13 protein-coding genes and 1 pseudogene are annotated in these 17543 nt (G+C 59.7%); 1 reads left to right on the forward strand and 13 read right to left on the reverse strand.

Features of this window, described 5'->3' with window-relative positions; genetic code table 11:
* Positions 1–171 carry a DUF4236 domain-containing protein gene (locus HMPREF3101_RS11780; protein ID WP_083280166.1) on the reverse strand — a complete coding sequence of 57 codons (171 nt, stop codon included), beginning with the start codon at positions 169–171 and terminating at the stop codon, positions 1–3.
* Positions 172–293: 122 nt separating this feature from the next.
* On the opposite strand from HMPREF3101_RS11780, the gene HMPREF3101_RS08085 reads away from it, so the two are divergent.
* Positions 294–1631, forward strand: a complete 1338-nt coding sequence (locus HMPREF3101_RS08085; protein ID WP_141737402.1) for a lipase family protein — start codon at positions 294–296, stop codon at positions 1629–1631.
* Positions 1632–1650: 19 nt separating this feature from the next.
* On the opposite strand, the gene HMPREF3101_RS08090 is transcribed toward HMPREF3101_RS08085, so the two are convergent.
* The 12 genes and pseudogenes from HMPREF3101_RS08090 to HMPREF3101_RS08145 form a co-directional block, all read right to left on the reverse strand.
* Positions 1651–4497, reverse strand: coding sequence for an ATP-dependent Clp protease ATP-binding subunit (locus tag HMPREF3101_RS08090; protein ID WP_070464237.1), 2847 nt, complete (start codon positions 4495–4497; stop codon positions 1651–1653).
* Between the two features lie 141 nt (positions 4498–4638).
* Positions 4639–5508, reverse strand: coding sequence for a MetQ/NlpA family ABC transporter substrate-binding protein (locus tag HMPREF3101_RS08095; RefSeq protein ID WP_083280167.1), 870 nt, complete (start codon positions 5506–5508; stop codon positions 4639–4641).
* Positions 5509–6525, reverse strand: a complete 1017-nt coding sequence (locus HMPREF3101_RS08100; protein WP_070464239.1) for an isopenicillin N synthase family dioxygenase — start codon at positions 6523–6525, stop codon at positions 5509–5511.
* A 106-nt stretch (positions 6526–6631) separates the two neighbouring features.
* Positions 6632–8275 (reverse strand): phosphoenolpyruvate--protein phosphotransferase, encoded by a 1644-nt coding sequence (gene ptsP, locus HMPREF3101_RS08105; RefSeq protein ID WP_070464241.1) that lies wholly within the window; start codon positions 8273–8275, stop codon positions 6632–6634.
* Between the two features lie 15 nt (positions 8276–8290).
* On the reverse strand, positions 8291–9247 hold the full coding sequence (locus HMPREF3101_RS08110; RefSeq protein ID WP_141737403.1) for a hypothetical protein: 957 nt from the start codon (positions 9245–9247) through the stop codon (positions 8291–8293).
* 23 nt (positions 9248–9270) lie between these two features.
* Positions 9271–10095 carry a hypothetical protein gene (locus HMPREF3101_RS08115; protein WP_070464245.1) on the reverse strand — a complete coding sequence of 275 codons (825 nt, stop codon included), beginning with the start codon at positions 10093–10095 and terminating at the stop codon, positions 9271–9273.
* A 246-nt stretch (positions 10096–10341) separates the two neighbouring features.
* A complete protein-coding gene (gene lysS, locus HMPREF3101_RS08120) occupies positions 10342–11991 on the reverse strand; it encodes a lysine--tRNA ligase (RefSeq protein ID WP_083280168.1) in 1650 nt (549 codons plus the stop codon).
* The gene (locus HMPREF3101_RS08125; RefSeq protein WP_070464249.1) at positions 11942–13207 is read right to left on the reverse strand and encodes a hypothetical protein; all 1266 of its coding nucleotides are present in this window, start codon (positions 13205–13207) and stop codon (positions 11942–11944) included. The genes lysS and HMPREF3101_RS08125 overlap by 50 nt, the downstream gene beginning before the upstream one ends.
* 110 nt (positions 13208–13317) lie before the next feature.
* A pseudogene (locus HMPREF3101_RS08130) lies at positions 13318–13641 on the reverse strand (transposase); the annotation flags it as partial.
* A 62-nt stretch (positions 13642–13703) separates the two neighbouring features.
* Positions 13704–14738: a hypothetical protein gene (locus HMPREF3101_RS08135; protein WP_070464252.1), complete on the reverse strand. Its 1035-nt coding sequence runs from the start codon at positions 14736–14738 to the stop codon at positions 13704–13706.
* A 19-nt stretch (positions 14739–14757) separates the two neighbouring features.
* Positions 14758–15150 carry a hypothetical protein gene (locus HMPREF3101_RS08140; protein WP_168160176.1) on the reverse strand — a complete coding sequence of 131 codons (393 nt, stop codon included), beginning with the start codon at positions 15148–15150 and terminating at the stop codon, positions 14758–14760.
* A partial coding sequence (locus tag HMPREF3101_RS08145) for an RHS repeat domain-containing protein (RefSeq protein WP_305763945.1) occupies positions 15143–17543 on the reverse strand: 2401 nt, incomplete at its 5' end. The genes HMPREF3101_RS08145 and HMPREF3101_RS08140, both read right to left, overlap by 8 nt.

The raw sequence follows: 17543 nt of genomic DNA on the forward strand, positions 1-17543 counted from the left end.
TTACTTCCAGCGGCCGCGGTAGGTCATGCCGCCGGGCAATTTGACCCACACGCCGCCGCGCGAGTTAAACGTCACCGGCCCAACCTTGGTGGATACTGAGGCGCCGGTGCCTGTCTGGTTGATCCAGACGTTTTTGCCCACTTTGTGTTTCTTCCGATACTGAAGGCCCATGCGTGAAAGCTTACACTTTGTCTATATCTCGTTTCCTCCCCTTGGCGCTCGCAGCTGCCGTCACAGTCCCTTTGTTCTGCGCTCCTGATGCTTCTGCTTCAGATGCTTCCACTACTCCAGATTTGAGTGCTGATTCCCTGTCATCGGGCGCTGATTTTGGTTCGTCGATGGCGGGGGTGTTGTCGAGCGTCGGCAAGCAGCGCACTGGTGAGCGTATTGTGTACGACTCGGTAGATGAGCGGGGGGAGGCTGTGCGGGTCAGTGGTGCCTTGTTTGATGTGGATAACGCCAAGGGGTTGGTGGCGCTGGCGCCGGGTACACGCGGCATGGGGGTGCATTGCGCGCCGAGCTCGCCGAAAAATGGTGTGTCTTCACTCAGTGGCAGCTCGGTGAATGTGAACTATGAGGCGCCGGTGGTGCGCATGCTCAATGACGCCGGCTACCGGGTGGTTGTCACGGATTACATGGGCTTGGGTGAGCGCGGCACCGTCCGGACACACACGTATCTCAACAGGATTGATCAGGGCCATGCGCTTATCGACGCCGCACGCCACACCGCCCACGAAAACGAAAAAGTCGCGTTTTGGGGCTACTCCCAGGGCGGCGGCGCGGCCGCTGCGGCAGCCGAGCTTGTTGCGGATTACGCGCCGGAGCTGAACGTGGTGGGCACGTTTGCGGGCGCTCCCCCGGCCGACCCGCTGCGCGTGTTGGACCAGCCAAGTGGTGCGTTGCTCACCACCGTCGCCGGTTTCGGCGTGATCGGTTTTTCCGATTCGAACCCCGAGTTCAAAAAAGCCATCGAAGAGGTGATGAATGATGAGGGCTTGGCAATGCTTGAGCAGCTGCGCACCGCGTGCGTGCTCGACGGACCGAAGATTGCCCCGAAACCGTTTGAGGCGTACACCAAAACTGGGATGTCGCTAGCGCAGCTGGCGCGTTCAGACGAACGTATCTCTTCCGTGTTGGCCCGCAACGCGCTTGGCCATGCAACCACGTCCGCGCCGATTATGGTGCTGACGAACCCGGATGATGATTTGGTGCCAGAACCGCAGGCCACGCAGCTTGCGCGTGATTACTGCTCGATTGGTGCGCCGGTTGAGTACCGCAAGGTACTGGTACCGGGTACCGCGTCAGCGCCGCTGTTCACCGCTTCCAGTGGCGGCTCGTCGTACCCCGCGAAGCGTTTTCCCGGCAGCGGGCATGCGGTGCCGGTGCTGCTGCAAACGAAACATGCGATCGCCTGGCTAGACGATCGCATGGCGGGCAAAGAATTTACGCAGGTTTGCCCCGGTGAGGACACCCCGGTAGAGCTTGACGGTGAGTTGAATTCCGTGGAGAAAACCGCCGTTGCCTTAGGCGTGCTCGCGGCGGTGGCGGGGATTGTCGGGTTGGGCGGCTGGGCCGCCTACAACCTGGGACTTATCCCCAGCGAGTGGCTGGGGATGGTGCCGCAGCTTTAGCGTTTAGGCCGGCTGGCGCTTAGGCCGGTTCCATCGGGCCGCGGCCGCTCGGGCCGGCCTCGCCGTCCTCGCCCTCACTGTTGTCGGTGCCGGTGCCGTTGCCGTTGTCGCGGTCGTCACCGTTGCCGGTGTTGTTGTCGGAGTCAGCAGCGTCGTCCGTGTTCAGGTCCCGCTCCAGGTCCCGGTCCAGGACAGTGCCTGCCGACTCCTGATCAGCACCAGTGTCCACAGTGTCAGCCTCGTCCGGGAACTCTGAGGCCGGGCTTGCCGGCTCAACGCGGGACGGGTCGATCTCGCGGACTTCGCTTTCCAGCTCGATGTCAGCCTCGTCGAAAGTCTCAGCCGGCAGCGGACGCGGACGCGGGGTAAACGTCAGCTTTGCGCCCTTCTCGTCGGCTTCGATGTCGCCGTCGACGTCGACAGTAATGATCTCGCCAGCACCGATCTCGCCGAAGAGGATCTTCTCCGACAGGACGTCCTCCACCTCGCGCTGGATGGTGCGACGCAACGGGCGCGCACCCAGCACCGGGTCGAAGCCACGCTTGGCCAGGAGGTTCTTCGCAGCGTCCGTAAGCTCGATGCCCATGTCCTGAGCAGCCAGGTTCTTGTCCACTCGGCCGATGAGCAGATCAACCATCTGCACAATCTCTTCCTGGGTGAGCTGGCGGAAGACCACAATCTCATCAATACGGTTGAGGAACTCGGGGCGGAAGTGCTTCTTCAGCTCATCATGCACCTTGTTCTTCATGCGCTCGTACTGCGCATCCGCATCGGTGGCGGTGCTGCCGGAAAAGCCCAGGCCGACAGCCTTCGAGATGTCACCAGTACCCAAGTTGGAGGTAAAGATCAGCACGGTGTTTTTGAAGTCCACCATGCGGCCTTGGCCGTCGGTGACGTGGCCCTCTTCCAGCACCTGGAGCAGGGTGTTGTAGATCTCCTTGTGGGCTTTCTCGATTTCGTCGAAAAGCACGACCGAGAACGGCTTGCGGCGCACCTTCTCGGTGAGCTGGCCGCCCTCTTCGTAGCCCACGTACCCCGGAGGCGCACCGAACAGGCGCGAAGCGGTGAAGCGGTCATGGAACTCACCCATGTCCACCTGCACCAGCGAATCCTCATCACCAAAGAGGAACTCAGCCAGCGCCTTCGACAGCTCCGTCTTACCCACACCGGACGGTCCGGCGAAGATGAACGAACCGCTTGGGCGCTTCGGATCCTTCAGGCCAGCACGGGTACGGCGGATGGAACGAGACACGGCGCGCACCGCTTCGTCCTGGCCGATGATGCGCTTGTGCAGCTCGCCTTCCATGTTGAGCAGACGTGAGGACTCGGACTCGGTCAGCTTGAACACCGGGATGCCGGTCCAGTTGGCCAGGACCTCTGCAATCTGGTCCTCACCAACCTCGGCGATGTCCTCAAGGTCATCGGAGCGCCACTTCTTTTCCTTCTCCGTGCGCTCCTCACCGAGCTTGCGTTCGGTGTCGCGCAGGCCAGCGGCCTTCTCAAAGTCCTGGGCGTCAATCGCCGCTTCCTTCTCGCGGCGGACCTCTGCGATGCGCTCATCCACCTCGCGCAGGCCCTCCGGCGCCGTCATGCGCTTAATGCGCATGCGTGCACCTGCCTCATCCAGCAGGTCCACGGCCTTATCCGGCAGGAAGCGGTCATTGATGTAGCGGTCCGCCAGGTTGGCTGCGGCCTTCAGCGCATCGTCGGTGTAGGAGACGCGGTGGTGTGCCTCGTAGCGGTCGCGCAGGCCTTTAAGAATCGTGATGGTGTCTTCCACACTCGGCTCATCTACCTGCACCGGCTGGAAGCGACGTTCCAGCGCCGCGTCCTTCTCAATGTGCTTGCGGTACTCATCCAGGGTGGTGGCACCGATGGTCTGCAGCTCACCGCGGGCAAGCTTGGGCTTGAGTAACGACGCCGCGTCGATCGCACCTTCCGCCGCACCCGCACCAACCAGCGTGTGGATCTCATCAATAAACAGGATGATGTCGCCGCGCTGGTTGATCTCCTTGAGCACCTTCTTCAGGCGTTCCTCGAAGTCACCGCGGTAGCGTGAGCCCGCAACCAGCGAGCCTAAGTCCAGGGAGTACACCTGCTTGTCACGCAGCGTCTCCGGGACCTTGCCGTTAGCAATGTCGAGCGCCAGACCCTCCACGACGGCGGTCTTACCCACGCCCGGCTCACCAATAAGTACCGGGTTGTTCTTCGTGCGGCGGGAGAGCACCTGCATGATGCGCTCAATTTCCTTGTCACGGCCTACCACCGGGTCCAGCTTGCCTTCCTTAGCAGCTGCGGTGAGGTTGCGGCCGAACTGGTCAAGCACCAGCGAGTTAGAGCGCTCGCCCTGCCCACGCGGGCCCGGGCCGGCAGCGGCTGGGGATCCCGGCGCTGAGGTCGGAGCCTCCGGGTTCTGCGCCTCGCCGCCCTCGTAGCCACTCAAAAGCTGGATAACCTGCTGGCGCACACGCGGCAGGTCTGCGCCCAGCTTGATCAGTACCTGCGCTGCTACGCCTTCGCCCTCACGGATCAGGCCGAGCAGCAGGAACTCAGTACCGATGTACTTGTGCCCCATCTGCAGACCCTCGCGCAGGGAGAGCTCCAGGACCTTCTTGGCACGCGGGGTAAACGGGATGTGGCCGGTAACCGGCTGGGTGCCGTGGCCGATGATCTCGATGACCTCATTGCGTACGTCATCAAGATTGATGCCCATGGACTCTAAAGCCTTGGCGGCAACACCCTCGCCCTCCTTAATCAGGCCAAGCAGGATGTGTTCGGTGCCCATGTAATTGTGATTCAGCGCGCGCGCCTCCTCCTGGGCAAGAACGATGACGCGACGGGCGCGATCCGTAAACCGTTCAAACATGTGGGCTACCCCTTCTCAAAACAGATTCCCTAAATAGTCGTTCTCACACCATAACGCCGAAGCCCCACACTTCTTCCCTGCATTTCGGTCAGTGTGGGGCATATCTGCAGGTAGGGGGCAATGTTCGCCAGTAGCGAACGGCTAGTTCACCGGCAAAACAGCATTGCCGTACTCCTCACGAATCCACTCGGCAGCCTGATTCGACTGCAGCGCTTCGGCCACGTCCTTGACGCGCGGATCGACGGCGGATTCCTGGCTTGCAACAAACACGTTGACGTACGGGTTGTTTTCGGGGGACTCGGACAGCACCGCGTCATCCACCGGGTCATAGCCGGATTCTAGGGCAAGGGAGGACGCCGCGATGACGCCGTAGACGTTGTTGTCACGAATCGACTGCAGCACCATCAGATCCTCCACCGGCACGATATTCAAGTTGCGCGGGTTGTCTTTAATGGACAGCAGGTCTATCGACGTCACCGCCTCCGGATCCAAATCCGCATCCAACGTAATCAGCCCATTCTTTTCCAACAGCAGCAGACCACGGGCGAGGTTGGACGGGCTCGACGGCACCACAATGTCCGCGCCGTCCGGAATCTGGTCCGCAGAGGTGATCTTCTCCGAGTACATCGACGTCGGCTCCAAGTGCACACTGGCCAAATTGACCAGCTGCTTGCCGGTCTGGGCCTCCCAGTCACGCAGGTACGGCACATGCTGGAAGAAGTTCGCATCCACCGAACCATCAGCGACGGCCATATTCGCCGCCGACACATCCGTGACGGTTTTTATGTCCAACGTGAACGAGTCATTGATCTCGTCCAGGTGTTCCAGAATCTCCAGGTGCGGCACAGGGGAGGCAAGAATCGTCAGCGGGGCAGCTGCATCAACGGGCGCACTGTCACCAGTTGCATCGGTTGAGGCAGAGGGCGAAGACCCGCAGGCGGCGGTGGTGAAGATAATGGCGGTGGTGGCGAGGGCGGTTGCGATGGGGCGTCGAAAAGCAAGAAGGCTCATTTACAGCTCCTGGAATTGATCAGCAATAGATTGGTTGAATTTCGCTGTGGTCTCGGGGTGCGCACGAATGCGGGACTTCAGGGTGTTGAGACCCGAGTTTCCATAAATCTGCTGCCCCTGCATGTCCTGGCCAACACCCCGCGACTCCGCACGGTAGGCCTCCGGCAGCTCAAGCGTGGGCAGCGTCGTATCCAGATTCGGGGTGAGGAAAAACGGGAAGGAGTAACGCTCCGAACCCTTCGCCGTAGGCAGCACGCGGTGGCGCGTGGCCACGAGGTAGCCATCGGTGGCGCTTTCCAGCAGCTCACCAATATTGACCACGTACGTGTTTACAATGGGCTGGACATCGATCCAACCGTTGTCCGTCTCCACCTGAAGCCCAGAAGAATCTGGCTCAATGTAGAGCAGCGTGATCACTCCCGAATCCTTATGGGCGCCAACGCCCTGGGTGGCCTCGTTATGCTCAACCGCGGGGTAACGCACCAGTTTCAGCAGCGGGAACGGGTGTGCAAACTGCTCATCAAACACGCCTTCGTCCTGGCCAAGCGCTTTCGACCACGCGCGGATAATGTTTTGTGAGATCCCCGTGAGGTGCTGGATGTACCCGTTGACAGCGTCCTTCAGCTCCGGCACCTGGGCTGGCCACGGGTTCGGCCCCTCAACCACGCGCCACGGGCGCTGTGCGTACTCAGCCTCGTCGTGCGCGGGCAGGTCGAAGGAGTAATCCAGTTGCTCGCGCCAGTCCACCTTGTTTTGCGTGCGCTCATCGCCGAGGCTGGAGTAGCCGCGGTAGTGGCGGTTGTTCAGGTTGGAAATCTCGTTCTTCTGCTCCAGTGGCAGTGCGAAGAATTCTTTGGACTTGGCAATTACGGTGTTGCGAAGCTTCTCGTCCACACCGTGGTCCGTGAGGTAGAAAAACCCGATCTTGTGAGTAACTTGGCGTAGTCGATCTATTTCTTCTACATCTCCGGCCGCAAGCTTTGCGTAGGAGATGATGGGAAGCGCGGCTTCTGACATGGTCAATCCTTTCATAATGAACAGCTTGGTTCAGTTTCTAGAAGGCAACCCTAGACCGTTTTGTTCGTTCTGAAAGTATGCGGCAGGTTTTTATTCAACGCCGTCCCTAGCGGGCATACTCCTGCGCTGCCTGCCGGCACTCCTCCAAGCTGCTGCTACCCAGCGCAGCCTGCACCGCCGGAATCTTCACGGCGGCCATGGACAGCGAGCTAACCCCCATCCCTACCAACACCTGCGCCAGCCTCGGATCGCCCGCGGCCTCACCACACACCCCGATGGGCTTACCCTTCACGACGCCCACCTGTGCCACCATCCGAACCATCCCCAGCACCGCCGGCTGCCACGGGTCCTGCAACGCACCTAAATCCCCGTGCATCCTGTCGGCTGCCATCACGTATTGCGCCAGGTCATTCGTGCCAATGGAGGCGAAATCCACCTCCTCCAGGATCTCTTGCGCCATGATCGCGGCCGCCGGGGTTTCAATCATCACGCCCACGTTTTTCAGCCCGTGAGCACGGGCGCGCCGCGCGAACCAGCGCGCCTCATCTGCCGACACCACCATCGGCGCCATCACCCACAGCTCCGAGTCCGGGACCTGCCCGGCGGCGTTCGCAAGCGCTTCAAGCTGCGTCTCCAACAGCTCTGGGTACCGCTGCAACATGCGGATCCCCCGCAGTCCCAGCGCCGGGTTTTCCTCCTCCTGTGCAGGCACGAATCGCAGCGGTTTATCCGCCCCCGCGTCCAGCGTGCGCACCACCACCCTGCGTCCGGCCGCTGCCCGCAGCGCTAAAACATACTGATCTGTCTGCTCCTTGACCCCCGGCGCGTCATCACGGTCCAAGAACAGAAACTCCGTCCGGAACAAACCAACGCCCTCCGCAGCCAAACTTTCCGCAGCCAAGGCGTCCATCTCGGCGGCACTGCCGATGTTGGCCAGCAGTTTCACCGGGTAGCCGTCGCTGGTCCGGCCAGCGCCAGCGCCTGCCCCAGCGCCAGCTTCAGCCACAGCGCCAGCACCAGCGCCAGTACCAGCGCCTGCGCCAGCCTCTCGCACGGCCAACTCCAAGCCAGCCACCTCCTCGGGCGTGGGGTTGACGTGCACTTCACCGGTGGTGGCGTGGAGGGAGATGCGGTGGGCGTCGCTAAGCAAAATGCCCCTGACCTGCACCACCGCAGGAATCCCGAGCTGCGCCGCGAGGATCGCCGTATGCGATGTCGGCCCACCCGCCTCCGTGACAATGCCCGCGACCAGCGCCGGATCCAGCGAGGCTGTCTGCGCCGGCGCCAAATCGTGCGCCACAATGATGCTCGGGCGCTCAAGCTGCGGCACCCCCGGCTCCGGCAGGCCGCGCAGCCGCGCGATCGCGCGATCTCGAATGTCATAGAGATCCACCACCCGCTCCGCGAAGTACCCGCCCAGATTACGCAGCTTTTCCGCATACACCTCCACGGCATTGGCCACCGCGGTAGTTCGCCCCGCGCCGCGCGCCAGCTCCTTGTCAATCGCCTTGATCAGCGCCCGATCAGTAGCCAAAGAAGCCGTGGCCTCGAGCATGCTCTTGTGCGGCCCATCGCCCGCAGCCCTCACCGACGCAGCAACCGCATCCAGCGTTTCGCGGATCTGCTGGCCGTCGGCTGTCGGATCCGTCGAGGGAGCCTCTTGCTTATCGACGCCCACCGGACGCCCCACCCCCACAACCGGCGCCGTTACAAACCCCGGACAAACACTGATGCCGCGCAAAGTAACCATAGTTTCTCTCGGCCGCTAGCAGATGGGCAGGCGCATGCGCAGGTTCGCCGCACTATCGCCGTTGACCAGGATCAGGTAGTTGCTCCAGTGGCTGTTCGGCGCCATGTAGTACGTCTCGGTGTCCTGGCCGGGGATTTTCGCGGAAGTGAACTCGCAAACCTCGTTGCCGTAGTGCTCTACTGACTCGCTAGGCGGGATGGCTGCCTCGCGGGCTGCTTCCGTGTCGTACTGGATTACGGTGATGCCAACCTTGTCATCGACACAGCGGATCTTCGCCGTCTCATCATTGCCGTATTCACGCGCGGTGCACGGCAACCCGTCGATGCCGCGGCCGCCATCGTTGGCAGCGATGATGTTCGGAAAATCCTCCGCCACCATCGCATACGGCTGCTCCCAGGCCGTGCCCTGCGTAGCGTTTGGACCTGTGCCTTGGCCAGCGAACCACCACAGCCCGCCACCCACAAGTGCCACTAGCGCCACCGCCGCGGCAGCGATCGGCCACACCGTGCGCTTCTTTTTGTCAGACTCTTGGCCTTCCTCCACTTTCGGAATCGGCTCGGTTGAGTGGTGCTGCTGCGGGAGCGACGACGTCTGCCTACTCGGCCCATACTGATACGGCCGACCCGTCAACGGCGCAGCCTCCGCAGGTTTCTCCGCGGTCATGCCTGCATCCATGCCCGAAGCATTGCCCGAAGTCATGCCCGAAGCATTGCCCCCGCCCAAATTCGTGTGGGCCAACTGACGCAAAGAATCCGGCGTCATCGCCGGCGCATTCGGGTCGTTCAAGCGTTGGTCGTAGGCTGAACGTCGATAAGGATCCCCCAGCACCGCACGCGCCACCTGCAGTTCCTCCAACCCGCCCGGGTTCCGCGTGCTGCCAGCCTGAATCCGCTGGTCAATCTCCTGGGCCAACGCGGCCGCGTCCTTCGCCCGATCAAGGCGAAGCGAGTCATACAGGTTGTAGTGGGCCATCATCCAATCCTCACGGTTCATCCCTAGCAGGGATCAAAATACTCAGCACGGTCAACCAGCACGCGACCATTACCACCGTACTGCGCCTTCGCCCGACACATCCCATCAACATCGGACAAAAAATCCAGATACACCGGGTAAATGTCATCACCTTCGAGCTGCCCGCGTAACGACGCACACCGCCCCGGCACCGTAAACTTCACACTCCTACCCGACGGGTGCGCCGCCAACACCTGCCTTGCAATCTTGTGTGCGGTATCCGGCTCATTATCAATCACCGAATCCAAGATCAGAATGTTGCGGCCATCGCAGGCGGGGTAGCTGGCGGCCTCACCGGCCTCACCAAGATTGACCACCGTGATGTACGGGCTCGACGGGTCCCCCTTCGGCGCCGTCTCAACATACTCATCAAACCCGGTCTTACCCGTTGGGCACTTGCGCATCTTCACCAAAATGGTCTCCGGCACCCCAATGTCGCGCATGTGTGCAGTGTCCCAGCAGGGGGCTTCGCCCCATTTGGTGTCGGTGACGTGGCCGTCGGCAAGCAAAGGCCCCCACTGGCTGCCATCCCACTGCAGGAAGCTGAACTCATCTGACGACGGCACACCCGCATACGCGAAGCCACCCTCGCAGTCGAAGAACTTGTGCTGCATGCCCACCGAGTTGGTGGGAAGCAGCGCGTTGTCGCACACCGGCGGGGATGTCGGCGTTTCCCTAGGCGCAGCTTCCACCGAGGTGAACAGCGGGGTCGGCTCCGCGATCTCCCGCACTGCTGTAGGCGTGCATGCCACCAGGCCGGCAGTCAGCCCAGCGGCAGTGATGAGCGTAAAGATCCTGTGAGAGCGCATGCGCGAATCCTAACCCACGCAAGCCAGCCTCATTTGCAATGTCTGCTAGGAAGGATCCCCTTACCTACTAGCAGATAAAGTTTTGGGCCGGGCATTTCCGCAGGTGGCCACTCGCTTCCAGAAGGCGAAAAAGCGTTATCTGCTAGGAAGGATTGTCTAACTCCTAGCAGATAACGCTTTTCGACAACTTCCCCCCCCAACGCCCCGGGCGGCTCGGCTCAAGCCTGGGCACAGCCCCGGCAGAACCTAGTTGGCTTCCGGCTTAACCAGCGGGAAGAGCACGGTCTCGCGAATGCCCAGGCCAGTCAAGGCCATCAGCAGGCGGTCCACACCCATGCCGCAGCCGGCGGTCGGCGGCATGCCCTGCTCCATGGCAGCCAAGAAATTCTCATCAAGCACCATGGCCTCTTCATCGCCGTGGGCGGCAAGTCGGGCCTGGTCCTCAAAACGCTCACGCTGGATCACCGGGTCAACGAGCTCAGAGTAGCCGGTCGCCAGCTCGAAGCCACGGACGTAGAGGTCGAACTTCTCGGTCACACCGCGCTGCTCACGGTGGTCACGAGTCAACGGCGAGGTCTCCACCGGGAAGTTGATGACAAAGGTCGGCTCGTAGAGCTGGTCGGAGCAGAGGTGCTCCCAGATTTCCTCAACAAGCTTGCCGTGCAGCCAGCCCTCGTCCTTCGGCACCTTCAGACCAATAACCTCAGCAATGCCCGTGAGCTGATCAACGGAGGAATCCACAGTCACCTCAGGCTGGCCCGGGAACTTACGCTGCAGCGCCTCGTTGAGCGAAGGGTACATTTCCATGACCTTCCACTCGCCGCCGAGGTCGTAGGAGGTGCCGTCGGCAAGCGTGACCGTCGTGGAGCCAAAGACCTCCTGCGCACAGAACTGCACAAGCTCCTTCATGGTCTTCGCGCCGTCCTTGTAGGTGCCCCACGCCTGGTAAGTCTCCAGCATGGTGAACTCCGGCGAGTGCGAAGAGTCAATGCCCTCGTTGCGGAAGTTGCGGTTGAGCTCAAACACGCGCTCAATGCCACCGACAACGCAACGCTTCAGGTACAGCTCCGGCGCGATACGCAGGTAGAGGTCCATGTCCAATGCGTTGGAACGCGTAATGAACGGACGCGCGGCCGCGCCGCCGTGCAGCGTCTGCAGCATCGGCGTCTCCACCTCAACAAAGTCATGGCCGGTGAGGAACTTACGCACAGCAGCAATGACCTTGATACGGGTCATGGCGTTGTTGCGGGCAGCGTCACGCATGATCAGGTCCGTGTAGCGGTGGCGCACACGCTGCTCTTCGTTCATGTCCGCAAAAGCCACCGGCAGCGGGCGAAGCGCCTTCGACGCCATGTGCCACGACTGGGCTTGTACGGAGAGCTCACCACGCCGGGAAGCAATAACGCGTCCGGTTACTGAAACAATGTCGCCCAGGTCCGTATCTGCTTTCCAGCTGGCCAGTGCCTCCTCGCCGACCTCTGCAAGCGACAGCATGACCTGCAGCTGCGTACCGTCGCCCTCCTGCAGGGTGGCAAAGCACAGCTTGCCAGTGTTGCGCTGGAACATGACGCGGCCAGCAACCGACACCACGTCCTGGGTCTCTTGGCCAGCCTCCAGGCAAGTCGCACCGTCGCCTTCGCCTTCGGGCACAACCTGGTACTTCGCGCGCAAATCACGCAAGCTGGTGGTGCGCTGCACCTCAACGGGGTAGGCCTCGCGGCCCTCATCAATCAGCTTCTGGCGCTTGGCGCGGCGAATGCGCTGCTGCTCTGAAAGGTCCTGGCCGTTTCCTGGTTGCGAAGTCGTCTGCTTAGTCACGGATGACCATGCTAGTCGCCCACAACGATTACTCACACACCGGCAGATCCAGCCGCATGTCTTCTGCCTGGTAACCATTCACGATGAGCAGGAATTGACCCTTGTCGTACGGCGCCATCGCAAACGCCTGCGGGTAGGCCTCCGGAATCTCATAGTCCGCAATCATGCACTCACCAGAGCCCAGCACGGTGGCGTACTCCTCGCCCGGCAACTCCTGGTCGCGCGCAGTCTGGGTCGGGTACTTCGCCACCGAAACCCCCAGCTCCTCACCCGCGCAGCGGATCTTCGCCTCCTGGCCGGCATCCGGTGCGGCAGACTCGCACTCTAGGCCCTGCCAGCCACGCTTGCCGCCTTTCTTTGACACAACGCCCGGGTACGCCTGCGCAATCTCCTGCTCCGCCACGCTCCACTCCTGCCCACGCTGCGTGGTAACAAACCACGCCACCAGCATGACCACAAGTGCCGCCGCCAGCGCGCCGATGACCCACGGCCACGGGTTACGCTTCACCCTCGCCGCACCGGCAGGCGCTACACCACCAGACGGGTACGGCTCCGGCGGCTTGCGGTAGCCATCCTGCGGGCGCGGCGCCACCGCAGCGGAAGCCTCCGCCGGCAACTCAGAGGATTCGGGCTTCTCAGCCGAGGTGACCTCCTGCAAGTAGCCCGCCGCGGTGGCGTGGCGAGCCGCCGCCTGCTCATCCACCGGCTGGCTGGTCACCTGGGCGACCACGTTCCAAAAATCGTGCAGGTTGTCCTCGGTGGCTGCCAGGTCAACGCTCGGCCCCACAAGCGCAAGCTTGACCGGCACCTTAGACCACGACGGCAGCACCAGCAGCTGGTCAGTGTTAATGGAACGCGCCAAAAAGCTCGGGTAGCCGGCGGCGTTGTAGGCGTCAACGGCCTCGGCGGCAGCAGTCAGCAGGTCGCGCGCTTCTTCGTTGGTGAAGGTCTGGCCCGCCTCGTGCTTCTCTAGAATCAGGTCACGCAGCGGTGTTCCTACGGTTGCTTCGCGCAGGACGTAAAAGCGGCCGTCCTCAGTCACGCCGGCGTGCCTGGGGCGAAATGCGCCGGGTGCTGCGATCTTGGCCAGCTCAGCGTCGAGCGAGTCCACGTCGCCACCGATGCCGCGCACCTCCGCATTATCAAATAGTTCAAGCTGGATTGCGGCGCCGTCCTCGTTGCTCGCCTCATAGAGTGTGGAGCCTTCGGTGCGGCCGGTCTCCACAATACGGTTGGCGGGAAACGTAAAGCCGTAGCGGCTACTGAGCAGTTCGGCGAGTTGAGGCGCAGACATGCAAGCGAGTGTAGCGCACCCTGGCACACGCGCCGCAGCTTCGGTTCCCGCTAGGGGCCTTCTGCTTCACGACGTCCCATTGCCCCCCTCCCACTCAAGCGTTCCTACTAGACCGAGTACACGGCGTGGTGCTCATCAACAAACTGGAAGCGGATCACTTCTTTGTCTGTTCCGTGAAGTATTTGACCGCCTTGCGCAAAATATCGCATTCTTCTTCCAGCTGAGCGTTTTCCCGCTGCAGCTGGCGTATCTTTTCTGCATCTGTAAGCTGCTTGGTCTTTGCACCGGTGCTGTATTTGTCCACCCACTTGTGAAGCGTAGTGCGGTTGATCCCTAAATCCTCGGCCGCGTCATTGAGCGCGACATCTGGATCGTTTTCATACATTGCGACCGCGTCGCGCTTGAAGCTACTTCGAATACACCTTCCTAGGCATGGAGATGGTTACCTTTCCCCGACTCCACGCGGTTGGAATCAGGGCTGTCTTCAAGCAGTGGCCTATAGTCGTGCTTTGTCTGGGCGTGGGGTGTCAATAAGGTTGTAAAAACTCAACGAGTCTTCAAGCGCAAACTCCAACACACGCGGGAAAACAGTCATCCCGCTGGATATCAGCTTGTCCTGGAATTCTTCACCCTCATTGAGTTTGCGGTAGAAACTATCGTTTGCATCAGTCACCGCAATCTCCTCTCGGCTGGTGGGGCTGATTTTTACCGTTCCATCAAGCCGAGTCACACCAGAACAACACTGAGCAAACCAACGATGCTCCGGATCCCAATCCTGCGCTAAACGGTTCACATAATAAGCCTCCAGCGGCACAGGCCGCGGTGCGTCAGCATCTTGGATTAATCTGACTGATCCACGAGATCTGCACTCAGATTTCGACAAAGTCACCGGTGGCAGCAATAGTTCATTGCGTCCCACAAGGGCATAGAACGACGTATCTGTCGCCGAATCCAACAAACAACGATAAACATGCACCTTGAAGCCAACGCCTCCGTCGACCGAGTCGGCAACAACACCAGCAGGAACAAACCCCAACGAGGTATGAATCAGACATAGCTGGCCAACAACTGGACTCCAGCCCTGCTCATTATCTTTAACAAGCTCAAGCACAGTTTCCCGTGGCGGAGGAGTATCAGCAGGTATCCGTCGCTTCTCCGCTGGTGTAAACGCGGGGATCGCAACATTCGGATCAGGCAGCGCTTCGTGAGTGTGTCCTGCAAGTATTGAGTCTGGCACGTCAATCATGTCAGCAAGAGAACCAAAGCGTGCATCAATATCGCGATACATCACTTCACCATCAGCAATGTAGTACTTCAACCCCGTCGGCTCATGCTCACTTTGCGCAAACAAGAGTGGAGTTAGCTTTGTTAACTCCAGCGCAAGGCGTCGATGCACCTCATCAAATCCCGGCGCCTCCGGATACACAGCCCCGGATTCGGCATGCAAACGCGAACCCTTCTCCACGTCGTAGTGGATAGCGTCGTATAAATAGGCCAGCGTTGGAATGGAAAGCTTTGCTATATCAGTCATAGAAATCACCTCACTGCAGTTAAATCCGGGAATCGTTTCTAGGCAATGAATGATTGACATACGGTGCAATCGTCGGTCCATCAACATTGACCGAACTTACCCACCCGTAAATCGGGTCGAGCTCATCATCGAGGCCAGTCAACACCCCGTCTTCAGTTTCAAAGAGATACTTCAAACCCGTGGGCCCCAGCTCATCCTCAGCCTGGTTAAACGCGAACGCCGAGCTAAACAAGGTCGCTAACGCAAGCTCACCGACATACTCCTGCCACCCAGGCGACTCAAGATCAAACACCCCAGAGTCAGCGTACTGTGCAGCAAACTCCTCAATACACTCATAGGCCGCGTCGTACATGCGCGCATAAAACCGAAAAATACGGTCAAGGATCTCATCCCGATTCACTGTGTTATCCAATGCGGCCCTTCCAAGGAAAATTAGTGGGTTTATCGATTCCGTTGTTTGTATAGTATTCGATTCCGGCATCAATCCACGGTTCAGAGAAAGCTCGCGGTATTTGAGCCGCATCATGAGCCTCAAGATCAAGCTCTCTTGCATCGTCCCAGGTCTTAATACGGCTACGATCCGCGCTGAGGAAAGCTTCATGCTGCGCATCTGTAATTTTCTTATGAATTTGTGCACCGGTCATCCCCTTAAATTTGGGTAATGCGTTCAGTTTTTCTAGTTCTGCGATTGGAATCGCTGGCGCACCGTTTTGGAGTGCTGTTGCATTTTCTGCTCCGATGATCAGGGCTTTCATCGGGGTGTGATGGCCTTGGCCTGCGTTGTAGGCGACCATCTTTATGGTGATCTCACCAGCATCTGTCTTTAACGTGGTGGTAAGCTCACCAAACTTTTCAATCTTTACGTGGCTTTCGAGCCCGAAACAATCAACCCAATGCGCAGCATGATCCACATAACCTTGGGCAGAGGCCACACGAGGTGTGACACCAAGTGGATCTTGAGCGTTATAGATCCCCGCATCCGGCTGGTAGTAGCGGAATCGGTTATACGCCCACCCCGATTCATCATCGAGATACTGGCCAGCAAAAAGCAGCGGCGAGGTGCATTCACCATGCCAACGACGCACACCATAAAGCGTCTGTGTTGAATATCCGACGATTGCTCCATCGACAGGATCAACGATTTCTTGCGGACTGCCAGCAAGATCAGTCATGACAAACATGAACGTCGCGTCAACTTTCACCGGCTGTGCGCGATTAGCCCTATCACTTGCTGTTAAGGAAATTTGGCCGATGACCTCGCCTGTGGCCGGATCTGTTGTCCATACGTAGCCTGCACCAACACTACCGTCGTTTGCGTAGCTGACTTGTTGGGCGCTTAATTGGTTGCCGCAGTAGCTAAACACCGTACGGCTCAGCACTTCACCTGTGGCTTTTACAAGCTTTTCCTTAGCCACTCGCCGCCCATAAGGATCATAGCTATAGCGGTATCCAACATCAGGTTCATCCGAGGTTTCAAACCCAATGGGTTGTTCACCAGTGCCGTAGTAAAAATGGTGTACAAGCGGCTTTTTACTGACCCGTGTAGTCACTGTTTGCACTACACGCCCCGCAGCATCGTAAGTGTAGGTGGTACGCCCCACCCGGGTGGGCATAGTCCCGTCGAATTCGATGCGCGCATCCGCTTTCACTCCACGTGGCGCAGCGACACCATCACCAGGCCGTGGTGCCCACGGCATGTGATGCTCACGTGTTGCCGGTGAAGTTGTCGCCACGTCGATGGCGTTGAGTACACCAGCAGTTGAAAATTCGTATGCCTCATCACCAAAACCGGCTACATGCGGTGGATTATTCGGATCCACGCTACGACGCACTGCGGTAGCACGCCCGATGAGATCTAAATCAAAGCGAGCTACCCCACGCAGGAAGTCAGTCACTGATTGCAATGCACTGTCATCACGCCACGTGAAAAGCCGTGAACTTAGCGTTCGCAAGCCGGTGGGACTGTCACTATCCAACGCGCTTAGGCTATCACCTGTAACCCGGCCTCGGATATCACTAGCCAGGCTGCGAACAAGCGCCCCAGTAGAGACCCTGTTGCGCATCCCACGTTGATCAACTGCATAGTCAACCTCAGCAAGACCGTAAGAAAATTCCCGATCAGCTGGAGTATGCACATGGGTGGTCGCGTTGATCTGCCCGGCGTGATCAAAATGGAAACGAGTAGAAAACGCATCCCCGAAACAAAGCGTGAGCGTTTCTTCACTGATACGCCCCGACGTATCTGCAACTTGGGTGGCATAGGTTGTTGATTCACCACTTGGCAATACCACCGTCTCAGCCACGCCACGCCCAAACTCATCACGCTGGTAGACAATCGTTGCCTGCGGGCCGACCACCCGCCCCAGCCTGCCATAATCGTCATAGTGATACGTCGTGACACCAAGCGAATCAGCAATCGTGTGGCTACGCCCATCAGTATGAAACGTATACGTCGTTGTCCCGGCAGGAGACGTCGTTGTCACCACCGACCCGTCCACACTGCGCTGCGTTGTCGTGACAATTTGGTTATAGTCACACTCACCGCACAACATGCCGTCTAGATCATAAGAGTACGTCCATACGCGATCATCGCCGTTGATCAGGCGCACCGGCTGCATCTGCGTGTTGTACTCAACTCGGGTAACCGCACCAGTCGGGTCAACAAAAACAACAGGCTTATCAAAAACCGTGTACTCCGCCGTCGATGTTGCCCCAATCTCATTGGTCGTAGCAACCTTATTGCCTTCCCCGTCGTAGGACGCCGACGTGGTTGTTGCGCGCGTGCATTTAGTAACACCGTGGTGA

This window comes from Corynebacterium sp. HMSC29G08, assembly GCF_001806875.1.
In the GTDB taxonomy this organism is placed as follows: Bacteria; Actinomycetota; Actinomycetes; order Mycobacteriales; family Mycobacteriaceae; genus Corynebacterium.

Excerpts from the sequence above, each read along its gene's own strand:
- HMPREF3101_RS08115 (WP_070464245.1), bottom strand. The coding sequence starts at position 10,095 with ATGCGCTCTCACAGGATCTTTACGCTCATCACTGCCGCTGGGCTGACT.
- HMPREF3101_RS08110 (WP_141737403.1), bottom strand. The coding sequence starts at position 9,247 with ATGGCCCACTACAACCTGTATGACTCGCTTCGCCTTGATCGGGCGAAG.
- HMPREF3101_RS08090 (WP_070464237.1), bottom strand. The coding sequence starts at position 4,497 with ATGTTTGAACGGTTTACGGATCGCGCCCGTCGCGTCATCGTTCTTGCC.
- HMPREF3101_RS08125 (WP_070464249.1), bottom strand. The coding sequence starts at position 13,207 with ATGTCTGCGCCTCAACTCGCCGAACTGCTCAGTAGCCGCTACGGCTTT.
- lysS (WP_083280168.1), bottom strand. The coding sequence starts at position 11,991 with ATGGTTACCAGGCAGAAGACATGCGGCTGGATCTGCCGGTGTGTGAGT.
- HMPREF3101_RS11780 (WP_083280166.1), bottom strand. The coding sequence starts at position 171 with ATGGGCCTTCAGTATCGGAAGAAACACAAAGTGGGCAAAAACGTCTGG.
- HMPREF3101_RS08095 (WP_083280167.1), bottom strand. The coding sequence starts at position 5,508 with ATGAGCCTTCTTGCTTTTCGACGCCCCATCGCAACCGCCCTCGCCACC.
- ptsP (WP_070464241.1), bottom strand. The coding sequence starts at position 8,275 with ATGGTTACTTTGCGCGGCATCAGTGTTTGTCCGGGGTTTGTAACGGCG.
- HMPREF3101_RS08100 (WP_070464239.1), bottom strand. The coding sequence starts at position 6,525 with ATGTCAGAAGCCGCGCTTCCCATCATCTCCTACGCAAAGCTTGCGGCC.
- HMPREF3101_RS08135 (WP_070464252.1), bottom strand. The coding sequence starts at position 14,738 with ATGACTGATATAGCAAAGCTTTCCATTCCAACGCTGGCCTATTTATAC.